Annotated in this window: 9 protein-coding genes; 2 read left to right on the plus strand and 7 right to left on the minus strand. The window is 65.2% G+C overall.

Annotated features, from left to right (window positions below; all coding sequences use genetic code 11):
- Positions 1-98 precede the first annotated feature (98 nt).
- From ACYP5B_RS46435 to ACYP5B_RS46465, 7 genes are read right to left on the minus strand one after another with little or no spacing between them, the layout of a single operon-like run.
- Positions 99-1655: a class I adenylate-forming enzyme family protein gene (locus ACYP5B_RS46435; RefSeq protein ID WP_114134829.1), complete on the minus strand. Its 1557-nt coding sequence runs from the start codon at positions 1653-1655 to the stop codon at positions 99-101.
- 48 nt (positions 1656-1703) lie between these two features.
- Positions 1704-2180, minus strand: coding sequence for a Zn-ribbon domain-containing OB-fold protein (locus tag ACYP5B_RS46440; RefSeq protein ID WP_114134828.1), 477 nt, complete (start codon positions 2178-2180; stop codon positions 1704-1706).
- Positions 2181-2184: 4 nt separating this feature from the next.
- Complete coding sequence (locus tag ACYP5B_RS46445) at positions 2185-2709, minus strand: Zn-ribbon domain-containing OB-fold protein (protein ID WP_114134827.1); 525 nt, start codon at positions 2707-2709, stop codon at positions 2185-2187.
- A 12-nt stretch (positions 2710-2721) separates the two neighbouring features.
- Positions 2722-3921: a thiolase C-terminal domain-containing protein gene (locus ACYP5B_RS46450; RefSeq protein ID WP_011614759.1), complete on the minus strand. Its 1200-nt coding sequence runs from the start codon at positions 3919-3921 to the stop codon at positions 2722-2724.
- 48 nt (positions 3922-3969) lie between these two features.
- Positions 3970-5139 carry a thiolase family protein gene (locus ACYP5B_RS46455; RefSeq protein ID WP_276286836.1) on the minus strand — a complete coding sequence of 390 codons (1170 nt, stop codon included), beginning with the start codon at positions 5137-5139 and terminating at the stop codon, positions 3970-3972.
- 28 nt (positions 5140-5167) lie between these two features.
- Complete coding sequence (locus ACYP5B_RS46460) at positions 5168-6739, minus strand: class I adenylate-forming enzyme family protein (RefSeq protein WP_459574083.1); 1572 nt, start codon at positions 6737-6739, stop codon at positions 5168-5170.
- Between the two features lie 46 nt (positions 6740-6785).
- Positions 6786-7571 (minus strand): enoyl-CoA hydratase/isomerase family protein, encoded by a 786-nt coding sequence (locus ACYP5B_RS46465; protein WP_459574084.1) that lies wholly within the window; start codon positions 7569-7571, stop codon positions 6786-6788.
- A 258-nt stretch (positions 7572-7829) separates the two neighbouring features.
- On the opposite strand from ACYP5B_RS46465, the gene ACYP5B_RS46470 reads away from it, so the two are divergent.
- Together ACYP5B_RS46470 and ACYP5B_RS46475 are read left to right on the plus strand one after the other, a co-directional pair.
- Positions 7830-10520, plus strand: coding sequence for a LuxR C-terminal-related transcriptional regulator (locus ACYP5B_RS46470; RefSeq protein ID WP_459574085.1), 2691 nt, complete (start codon positions 7830-7832; stop codon positions 10518-10520).
- Positions 10521-10649: 129 nt separating this feature from the next.
- Positions 10650-11930, plus strand: a complete 1281-nt coding sequence (locus tag ACYP5B_RS46475) for an acyl-CoA dehydrogenase family protein (RefSeq protein ID WP_459574086.1) — start codon at positions 10650-10652, stop codon at positions 11928-11930.
- The last annotated feature ends 78 nt before the right edge of the window (positions 11931-12008 follow it).

The following is a 12008-nucleotide window of genomic DNA, read 5'->3' on the forward strand; positions in this document are numbered from 1 at the left end:
CACGTCATAGGGGTCGCTCTGGCCGGGGCGCCTGAACGGCACCATCCCGACGCCGGCGATCAGTACATTGCTGCTCATGGATCTCCTCGTCCCTGTAATCAGATGCTGCGGTTCTGCGCGGTCCAGTACGGGGTTCGCAGGTCCTTCTTCAGCACCTTGCCGTTGGGGCTGCGCGGCAGGGTGGAGACGAAATCCACCGACTTCGGTGCCTTCACGCTGCCCAGCCTTTCCTTGCATAGCGCAATCAACTCCTCGCCGCTTACGTCCATGCCCGGGTTCAGTTCGACCACGGCCTTGACGGCCTCGCCCCAGGTGGCGTCCGGCACGCCGATCACCGCACAGTCCTGCACCGCGGGGTGGGCCCAGATCACCTGCTCGACTTCGCTGGGGTACACATTGAAGCCACCCGTGATGACCATGTCCTTCTTGCGGTCCGTGATGCGCAGGTAGCCGTTGCCATCGATGTGCCCGATGTCGCCGGTGTGCAGCCAGCCGTCGATGATCGCCTCAGCCGTCTTCTCCGGCGCCTTGTAGTAGCCCTTCATCACCAGGTCCCCGCGCACGCAGATCTCGCCGGTCTCGCCGGTGGCAAGCGGCTCGTTGCGCGCGTTCATGATCGCCACGCGCACCAGCGGGCCGGGGCGGCCGCATGAAAGCAGCCGCGCTTCGTCGGCGATCTCGCCGCCGGAGAAGTTTTCCTCGGGCCGCTTGATCGCGATCGATCCTGGCGCCTCGGTCTGGCCGTAGGCTTCCATCATGACCGGCCCGAACACCGCCATCGCACGGCGCAGCTTTTCGGCCGACATCGGTGCCGCGCCGCAGATGAAGTACTTCAGCGAGGAGTAGTCGTGCTCCCCGATGCCCGGCATGTCGAGCAGCCGATAGATCACGGTCGGCGGCAGGAAGAACTCGCTGACCCGGTGCTTCTCGATTGCCTCGACCAGCGCAGCAGGATCCGGCTTGGTCAGTACCACCACCGTGCCGCCACGCGCGGTACACGGCAGCGACAGCACACCCGCCGTGTGCGTCATGGGCGCGGCGGCCAGGTTCACGATCTTCTCGTCGGCGCGGTAGCTGCAGGCGATCATGAACTGCGCGCAGAAGGCCTGGAAGCTGCGATGGGTGTTCATCACCCCCTTGGGCAGCCCCGTCGTGCCGCCGGTTGGCATCACGGCGATCGTGTCATCCGGCTCGTACGAAACCTCCGGCCTAGTCGCCGGTTGCCCCGCCATCCAGTCCGGCAGTGCGCTCGCGCCTGGCACGGCTTCTTCGATGCAGACATAGAGCCTGACCTTGGGCAGCTTCGGGCGCATCGCCTCTACCACAGGCGCGAACGCCTTCTGGAAGAACAGCACTTCGCAGTCGAAGGCGTTCAGCAATTGCTGGTTCTCCTCCGTCGAGCCGCGCGGATTGACCGGCATCCATGCCATGCCGGCACGCCACAGGCCCAGCGTGCAGGTCCACGCGGTGGGATGGTTGGCGCCCAGCACCGCACCGATCTTGCCGCGCCCCATGCCCGCCGCGAGCAGCGCGTGCGCGATGCGGCATGAGAGCGTGCCAACTGCATCGAAGGTGAACAACTCGTCGTCCATCACGTAGGCCGCAGCATCGGGATCGATCTGCCAGCCGCGGTCGAAGAAATCGATGATCGCCATATCTTGTCTCCTGAGTTCCGGCTAGCGCCAGCGCGTGCCGGATCTCGATCAGGCGCTGTCGCCGACTGGTTTGAAGTAGCGGATGTCCCAGATGTTGCCCATGCGCTCGTCCGCCAGCACCGCGCGCACACGCATGCCGGTCTTCACGGCCGCGGCGTCGACGTCGCCGAGGTAGTGCGCCAGCGCCGTGTCGGCGCCATCTAGGCGGATGAGCGCGAGGACATAGGGGCGGGCCACGGGTTGCAGCATCCCGGGCTCGCGCACGATGGTGAAAGAGACCACCGTGCCGGTGTCGCTGACATCGACCCAGTCGTTCAGTTTGGCAAAACACTCGGGGCAGGACAGCCGCGGCGGCACATAGCTGCGCGCGCAGGCAGCGCAGCAGGTCGCGGTGATCCTGCCGTGGTCGCGCAGCGCAGCGAAGAAGCGGCCATTGGTCTCGCCCACGTCGTAGTTGATGTCGGCATACAGCACCGGCTGGCGCAAAATGGCGGGTTCCGCGTCTTCCAGGTATGCGGGATACATTGCCTTAGTCTCCTTGTGTTGTGGCAGGGTCGCGCACCGGCTCCCAGTAAAGGATGTCGGTCATCAACCCCTTGCGCTCGGCCTCGGGCCGGAACACGGCGCGCACACGCATGCCGTTGTGCACCTTGCTCAGGTCGGTTTCGCCGATGTAGTGCCACAGGAAGCCGGCATTGCGGCCCGGCGAATCGACCATCAGGACGCCGACGGGATAGGCGCTTGACTGCACCGACAGATCGTTGGTGTCGATGAATGGCATGTTGAACGACATGAAGCCCGCCACCGTGGCCTCGGGCCCCATCTCCACCCATTGCGGATCCTCGAAGTTCTCGCCATGGCAGACGCTGCAAACGGCCTGCGGCGGCAGCATGCTGAAGCGGCAATGGCGGCAGACCATGCCCATGAGGCGGCCGTTGTCGCGCATTTCGCGGGAAAACCTGCCGTTGAACAAGCCCAGCGGGTACTCCATGAAGAAGGGCGTGCGCAGGCGCGTCGGCGGCACGGGAAGGGTTTCGGGTTGCTCGGTGCTCATTGCCTTTCCTCCTTACTTGTCCTTGGACAGCAGCATCAGCGGCGTCCAGCCGGTGCCGCCGAAGCCGGTGGCCAGGCCAAGCCTGACATCGCGCGGGACTTGGTGCTCGCCGGCATCGCCGCGGATCTGCAGGGCCAGTTCGCCATAACGCAGCAGGGTCGAGGGAACGCCCGGGTTGGTACACGTGACCCCGCCTGATGGATTAATGGGCAGTTCGCCATCGATATCGGTGGCGCCGGTGCCCATCAGCTTCCACGCCTGGTTCGGCTCGCACAGGCCCATGGTTTCCATCCACACCAGTTCGGCCCAAGTGCAGGGCTCGTACATCTCGATCACATCGAGCTGTTTGGCGGGATGCGTGATGCCGTTGCGCTTGTAGAGGACTTCGCACGCCTTGGCCAGGCTCGGCAGCACGCAACGCTCCCTGGGGGCGATGAAGTCCTGCAGCGCGGCCCAGTGCTGCGCGGAGTGGATGGTGACCATGTCCTTCACCCATACCGGCTTTTTGGTGAGCTTGTGCGCCACGTCCTCGCTGGCGAAGATCATCGCCGCCGAGCCTTCGGTGATCGGGCACATATGGAGCTGGCGCATCGGCGCCGTCAGCATCGGCGAGTTGAGCACGTCTTCCACGGTCAGGTGCTCGCGCAGATGCGCATAGGGGTTTTTCAGCGCGTTGTTGGCGGCCTTGACCCGAGCGATGGCAACCGCTTCCTCGGTGCAGCCGGACAGCTTGACATAGGAGCTCGCCATCAGGGAGAAGGTCCCCACGGCGCCCACGCTGCACCATTTTTCGGTGAGCGCGTGCAGGCCGGAATTGATCGCCGCCTGCAGGAACGGCCCGCGCGGCAGCGTGCCAGGCGGCGGGCCGACGAACTTCGCCGTTGCCGACACCAGCGCGACATCACAGGCGCCGGCTGCGATATGGTGTACGGCCGACAGCGCCGCCGACCCGCCCACGGTGCCGCCGGTCTCGATCTTGACCACGGGCTTGCGGCGGTGCCCGACCCAGTCGGCCAGCTCCATTTCCGACTCCGCCGTGCCCGACACGTAGTCGATGTCGGCCAGCACGATCTCGTCGACCTGCTTCATCGTGATCTGCGCATCTTCCAGTGCCCGCCGCACGGCCTGGTTGGCTAGCTCCGCCTTGCTCAGCGGGCTGCGCGCCATCATCTCCGTCTGGCCGAAGCCGACGATTGCCACTCTGCGATTCATTCCGTTTCTCCGTTGCCGTAAGCGTCGTCCCGCCTCACTTGGCGGGCCTCAGGGCGTGGTGCCCAGGACCATGACCTGCTGCAATTGCCCGCAAGGCCCCGAAGCCAGATGGGCAAGCCCCGTGCGTGCACCGTCCTCCTGGCGCGCACCCGCCTCGCCGCGCAGTTGCAACACGATCTCGGCAATACGGCCCATGCCGATGGTGGTATGGGAACAGCCGGACAGCGCGCCACCGGAAAGATTGACGGGCTGATGGCCACCCCGGCTGCTCGTGCCGGATTCCAGCCAACGGCCGCCCTGGCCGGCGTCACACAGGCCTAGCCCCTCGTAGGTCATCAGCTCCTGGTAGGAGAACTCATCGGTCACTTCGAGCAGATCGATCTCCTTGCGCGGATCGCTGATGCCGGCCATGCGGTAGGCCTTGTTCGCCGCGATCTTCAGCACCTCGGATTCCGCGAGGTCGCGATCCCCCAGGTAGTAGCCGTCGCAGCAATTGGCCTGCCCCTTGATCCAGACGGGCTTGCTGGTCAGTTGCCGGGCCCGCTGCTCGCTGGCCAGCAGCATCACGATGGCGCTGTCGCCGAACGCACGCGTCTGCAGCGCCGTGATCGGATCCGACAGGGCTTTCGAGCCGAGCACGTCGGCAACGCTGTAGTCGCCCGCCCGCAGCGCCAGCGGGTTGTCCTTCGCGTGGCGCAGGTTCTTCACGGACACCCCGGCACATTGCTTGGAGGTGACACCGTACTTCTCCATGTAGCGGTTTGCCTGTAGTGCGGCAGCCTGCACGTTGTCGAGGCCGAGCGGCCGGCAGAAGAAGGGATCGAAGACCTTGTTCTCGATTGCATTGCCCCCGCTGCGGCTGGTGGAGTCGTGGCATACAGCGACCACGAGCACCGTTTCAAACTCGCCGGAGGCGATCTGCCAGGCCGCCTCAAGGACGCCGACGGCGCCGTCCTGGTCGATCTTTTCATCGGGACGCAGGTTCGCGCCGGCAACGTCCACCACCAGCGAGGCCGAGAATGGCCGCGCGATGCGCGAGTGTTCGTGGCAGATCAGGCTTGCGTCGATCCCGCCCTTCTCATAGGCCGGCAGGAACCGCAGGCCGGTTTCCTGCAGCACCGGACGGATTGCCTGGTAGGCCAGTTCCTCGGGCGAACACGCCCGTTTCTCGTTGTAGTTGACTTGTGCCATCGAGACGATGGCGACACGGTTTGACATGCTCATCTTGTTGCCCTCGAGCTGTTGACTAGTTCACCTTGCGCTGCTGATCGGCCCAGTATTTGTCGCGCACTTGCCGGCGCAGCACCTTGCCGATCACCGTCATTGGGAGCTGGTCAACGATGGTCACCGTCTTCGGCGCCTTGTACCCGATGCGCTCCTTGCAGAAGGCGACGATCTCGGCCGGATCGGGCGTATGGCCTTCCTTGAGCACCACCTCGGCGTGCACGGATTCGCCCCACTCGGCATGCGGCACGCCCACTGCCGCCGACATCAGCACGGCGGGGTGCGCATTGAGCGCGGCTTCGACCTCGATGGCGTAGATGTTGAAGCCGCCGCTGATGATCATGTCCTTCTTGCGATCGACGATGTACACATAGCGGTCTTCGTCGACGTAGCCGAGGTCACCGGACTTCCAGAAGCCGCCCTGGAATTCGGCTGCAGTCGCTTCCTGATTCTTGTAGTAGCCCTTGATCACGCCTGGTCCGCGGATCCAGAGTTCGCCGGTTTCGCCGACCGGCAGTTCATGGCCTTGTTCGTCCATCACCACGATCTCGGTTTCCGGCAGCGCGATGCCGGTGGAGCTCAGGTGCCTGTTGCTTTGGCCAGGCGCACACAGGTGCTCCGCCTTGCTCAGCACGGCCACGGGTGCCAGCACTTCACTGCTGCCATAGGCCTGGATGAAGATGTTGCCGAACTTCTCCTGCAGCAGCGCGAGCTTGGCCGGACTCATCGGCGCCGCCGCATAGAGGATCGTGCGCAGGCTGGACAGGTCAAATTGCTCGTGCAGGCCGAATTCCAGGAAGCGGTAAAGGATGGTCGGCACGAGGTGGCTGGACGTGATCCGCTCGTTCTGGATATTGGCGCAGAACTGTCTGAGATCCGAAGCGTTCATCGTCACATGGCAGCCGCCCTTGAAAGCAAGCGTCGTGGCATAGGCCGCGGACCCGTGGCTCAGCGGCGTAATGCTCAGGTGACGGGCGTCATAGCCGAACATGTCGTCCGGCATCGAATAGAAGTAGCGGTGCAGGGCCAGCCAGTTGTTCAGCGTGTACATGCAGCACTTGCCGCGGCCGGTGGTGCCGCCGGTGAAGCGCAGGAGCATCGGTTCGTCTGCGTCCAGCTCGATATGCGGCTCCGCGTCCGACACGCCCTCCAGCAGGTCCCAGAAACAGGACACGCCATCGCGGGGCGCCGCGAGCGGATCCATGCACACGATGCGAATGCCGCGCTGGCGCAACGTGTCGTAGTACTTGTCCAGCAGCGCGGTTTCGAGGAATACCACCTTGGGCTCGACCCAGTCGATCTGCCAGAGGTGTTCGTCGAAGGTGTCCCGAAAGTTGCACCATGCCGCCTTCACGTCCGCCTTGGCCAGCGTGCAAAAGGTCAGCAGGCTCATATTGTCGTTGTCGAGGATAGTCAGGTAGACGTCGCCTGACGCAAGCCTGAGCCGCTCCTTGATCAAGCGGGCGATCCGATTGGTGAGCCGGTGCAGCTCCATGTGGGTAAAGCGGCGGTCGCGCTCAACATTGACCAGGGCCTCGCGTTGCGCGAAACGCGAGGCGGCATCGAGCGACCACCTCGAGAAGTCGATCTTCATCTTTGTCTCCTTTATGTTCTTAGCTTGCCTGGGGCAGCCCGGACGGTCAGATGCCGCGGAATGCAGGCGGGCGCTTCTCGCTGTAGGCGGCGAGACCCTCGCGGAAGTCATGGGACCGGGTGTGCTGCTGGCACACCAGCAGTTCGTCGCGCAGCGCGGCATCCATTGACAGGTCGACCGAGCGGTTGGCCACTTCCTTCATGCGGCGCAGCACGAGACTGCTCCTGGCCGCCATCCGCTCTGCCAGCGCCGCCACCGCCGGCAGTAGTTCCTCGTCGGGCAGCACCTCGTTGAGCAGCCCCCAGGCCTGCATCTGCGCGGCGTCGGCAAGGTCGCCCGTAAACAGCAGTTGCTTGGCCCGGCTGAGGCCGACGCGGCGCGGCAGGACCGCTGCGCCGCCACCGCCAGGAAACACGCCGAAGTTGGCATGGCCGTCGCCGATTCTGGCGCTCGCCGCGCCGATCAGGATGTCGCAGCACATCGCCAGTTCCAGCCCGCCTGCGATGGTCAGCCCGTTGATGGCAGCGATGACTGGCTTGGGCATGTTGCGCAGCAGCGAAAGTGTGGCCAGCGTGCGATCGGCGAAATTCGGCTCGCCCGGGGCGGTGTCGAGGCCAGCAAGCAGCGCCTTGAGATCGGCGCCGGCGCAGAACGCGCGGCCGGATCCGGTCAGCACCAGTACGGCTTGGCCCGCATCGGCCCGTACTGCGGTGAGTGCATCATGAAGCTCTTCGAGCATGCGCTGGTTCACCGCATTCAGCTCGGCTGGCCGGTTCAACGTGATCCACGCGACTGGCCCCCGCTGTTCATGGATAATGGTTTCGTAGTGCATTGCGCTGTCTCCTGCGGGGTGGCAGCGTCACAGCGTGCCGTGGCCGCCCAGCTTCGGTCGAGTCCGGATCTGGCTGTCCCTTCGCTTCTGGTTCAATGATGGGTTGCCGGCCGGGTGGGCGCACCACACTTATCGGGTGTAATCGGGTGTGACAGGGCCAGAGCTGTGCGCCGAAGATCTATCGTGCGGGATGGCCGCTTCGACCTTCCGCGGCACTTCCGATAAGATGCCCTTCGCATGTCAGCAGGAGACCTTGGCTTGGCCCCCGATCGCCTTCTTATCCCCACCAAGTTCGCGCCGCCGCGCATCAGCCCGCAGTCCACGCCGCGGGCCAAGCTGCTGGCGCGGCTGCTGGATTCGCGCGACAGCCGGCTGACGCTGGTGTGCGGCAGTGCGGGCTTCGGCAAGACGACCTTGCTGGCCCAGTGGCGCCAGCAGTTGCTCAAGGACGGGGAACTGGTCTGCTGGCTGTCCCTGTCACCGGACGAGCGGCACTTTCCGCAGTTTCGCGCCTATCTGACCGGCGCACTGCAGCAGGCAGGACTGCCCGTCGATGACGGAACTGCCCTTGCCTCTGAGGTGCGTGCCGATCTGCCGGTTGCAGGACTGATCGCGACCATCGTTGACGCGGTGTGCCAGCGACGCCAGGAAGTGTTCCTCTGCATCGACGACTATCATCACGTCGACGACAGCGACACCCATGCGCTGATCCAGGGTCTGGTGGATCACGGGCCCGAGACCCTGCACCTGATCCTGGCCTCACGGACCCATCCACCGCTTGCCGTAAGCCGTCAGCGCCTCACCGGGGAGCTGTCGGAGATCACCTTCCCCGACCTGCCGTTCGATTTCGCGGAAACGCAGGACTTCCTGGCCAAGCACCTCGGCGACGTCGTGCCGGACGATGCGCGCCTGATCCACGACATCACCGACGGGTGGCCGGTTTGCCTGCAGATGATCTGCATCCGGCTCAAGCGCAGCCCGGCCAACCGGGACGTGCTGTCTCAGATGCTGCATCGCCGCACGGATCTGCAGCGCTATCTTTCCGAAGACGTGGTGCGCCATCTGGCGCCAGAGGTCGCCGACTTCATCGAGAAGCTCTCGGTCTTGCGCCGCTTCAATGCCGATCTGGCGCAACACGTCACAGACAATGCAAAGGCCCCCGCGCTGCTCGACCAGATCGAGCGTGAAAACCTCTTCCTGTTGCCGGCCGAGCTCGACAGCCCCCAGCCGTGGTACCGATTTCATCCGCTTTTCGCAAGCTTCCTCCGGGACCGGCTGCAACAGCGCGATCCTGCGCTGATGCGCGAGATCCATGCGCGGGCCAGCCAGTGGTTCGAGCAACGCGGCCTCCTGATTGAAGCGCTACGTCACGCCTATCACGCGCACGACACCGAGGCCGCGGTGCACTTGGTCGAGCGGGCTGACCTGCCAATCCGCAGCATGAGCTTCTTCAGCACGCTGCAACACTGGATGGACGAACTTCCGGCCGATATGCTGCTGGGCCATCCCCGGCTGCTGCTCCTCGGTTGCTGGGCACTGGTAGCCGCGGGCCGCTGGCGCGACGCGCAGGGCTGGCTTGAGCGGCTGGAGAAGACGCCGCACACGCTGGCGCCGGGACTTGCCTTGCACGTGCTCTATCTGCGGGCCAGCATCGCGCTGCAACGCGACGACACCGAAGCCGCATTGGCCCTCGTGGCGCCGTCGGACTTCGAAAGCCTGTCCGATCGCTTCCTGCGCCAGGCGCACCTGGCTGTGCTCAGTTTTTCCTATTGCGCGGCCGGGCGGTACGAGGACGCCCGCTCGCTCCACGAGCACATCGCGCGGTTGCCACGCTCCGAGCTTCAGGATGACATGGCCCTGGTGGCCGAATCGACCCTGCTGCTCAGCCACCTGCTCGAGGGCAACAATCGCGAGGCCATCCGCACCGGCAGTGCCCTGGTGGCGCGCGCCGAGGCAGCGCACGGCCGGCGTTCGGTGTCCGCCGTCAACAGCGCGGCATTCCTCGCCAACGCGTATTACGAGGCCGACCTGCTGGCCGAGGCGAACGAAGTGCTGGCCAACCGGCTCGATTTGCTGCGTCTCTCCTCGCCCGAGCCGATGACGCTTGCGATCATCGTCCGCAGCCGCCTGATGGCGACGCAGGCATCGGCAGCGCAGGGACTGCACGCACTGAGCGAGGAGGAAGTCCGCTGCCGCGAGCTGGCATTGGATCGGCCTTTGGCCTATGTGCTGGCCGGACAAGCGCGGTTGGAACTCCAGTTGAACCATCAGGATGCCGCCCGGAAGCTGCAGACCGAACTTGACCGATTGGCCAGCCGCTATCGCTACGGAACGGGTTTCCTCGCCGAGATCGGGGCGATCGCGGCCCTGACCGGAGCCCGGCTGGCGCTGGCCGGCATGGACTGGAACGAAGCGCTGGCGCGCGCAGAAACGCTGCGCAGCTACGGTATGGCATACGGGCGGCAAAAATGTGTGGTGCAGGCCGACTTGCTGGCGGGCACCGCTCTTGCTGAAATGGACGAGGCTACCGAAGCCATGCGTCTTCTGCGGGCTGCTGTCGAAGCAGCCCAGAGATTAGGGCTCGTTCGCACGTTGCTCGATGAAGGCGAGCGCGTGCGGCAGGCCTTGCAGCAACTGCAGCCCACCCTTGGCCCCGGCTCCGGCGGCGACTATCTGGTCGAGGTCCTGCGCCGCGGTGTCGCGGCGCATACGCCGGTTCAGCGGGTCGGTGAGCCCGACGTGCAGGCGAACGGCCCCGAGCTCAAGCCGCGCGAGATTGAAATCCTGCGCCTGGCCGCGCAGTCCATGTCGAACAAGCGGATCGCACTGACCCTCAACCTCACGTTGGACACAGTGAAGTGGAACATGAAGAACGTGTTCGAGAAGCTGGGGGTTCCGAGCCGCTACGACGCGGTGATCGCCGCGCGCAGGCGTGGCCTGATCGACTGATGGCGCGATCACTCCGCCGCCCGCCGGACACCCGGAAAGTGTGGTGACTGTATGGCGTCGGCGAACCAGAATCTCCTGGCAAGGCATCCATCACGGCCGCATCGCGGCTGATGCGCCACAGGAGACATCATGCCCCAGGAGCAAACGACATTCCCCTCCGCAGCAATGCTGCCAAGTGATGAAGAGCGGCTGATGCTGCAGGAGAGCCTGCGTCGCCTGCTCGCCCGGAGGTGGCCCGCCGCGCAGGCCGTGGAGTTTGCCGCAGACCCCCAGGCGCTGACGTCGATCTGGCGAGACCTGGCGGAGCAAGGCCTGACCAGCCTGGGCGGCAATCCGCAGGAAGGCGGTATGCGAGAAATTGCCGTGGCGCTGGAAGAATTGGGGCGCGCCGCCTGCCCAGCGCCGCTGATCGGCGCCGCACTTGCCAATCTCGCCCTGTCACCGCACCTGCCCGGGCGTCCCAGATCCGACGAGTCGGCCGCGCTACTGAGTGCGCTGCATCGCGGCGACGCCAGCGTGAGCTTCGCCTTCGGCGGCTTTGACGGCGATCGGCAAGCTGGCGGCGTGCGGGTCGCCAACGGCAAGCTGCAGGGTCCCATTGCCTTTGTCGAGGCCGGAACGCATGCCACCCACCTGCTCGTTCTGGCCGAGCCGGGGCCGGTACTGGCCATCGTACCGCGCGGCGCGGTCGGCCTGAGCGTGACGGAAACACCTGGGTTGGCGGTGCCACCGCTGGCAGCGGCAAGCTTCGATCACGTGCCCGCGTCAACGTTGCCACTCCCGCCCGGGCTGGCCGAGGACCTGCGTCGGATTGGCGCGCTTGCGCTGCTGGCGCGCGCGCTTGGCGCCGCCCGGCAAGGCTTCGACATGGCCGTTGCCTATGCCAAGGAACGACAGCTGTTCGGTCAGCCGATCGGGCGCTTCCAGGCGATACAACACAAACTCGCCAACTGCCTGATGGCGCTGGAGGCCGCACGGCTGATGCTCCACAACGCCGCCAGGACGCATGACCTCGGCTCCGAGAACTGGCGGATCCTTGGCGCAGCCGCACGCGCCTTCGCCGGCCCTGCGCTGCGTCAGGTATCGCTCGAAACGCATCACACCTTCGGCGCCATCGCATACTCGGAGGAACATGAGGCACCGCGGCATTTCCGCCGCACGCATGCGGATCTTGCACGCCACGGCGGCGTACGCCAGGCGCGTGAGGAGCTCGCCCGGGCCCTGCTCGAGCAGGGCGCGATGCTTCCCGAGCACGATCTCGGCCCGGCCGGAAATGCGTTCCGTGATGAGGTACGGGCCTGGCTGAAGGAAAACTGGTCCGGCGATTCGCCCAGACACGAACAAGACCATGCCTACGAAGAGTGGGGCTATGACACACAGTTCACTAGGCTGTTATTGAGACTTGTATAAATCATGACAACCGATTCGAGTCTGACGCGTTATCTGATCAAGGCGTTGATCGGGAGTCGATTGCATGGCTGGGAAGAT

This window comes from Cupriavidus sp. 8B (assembly GCF_054589115.1).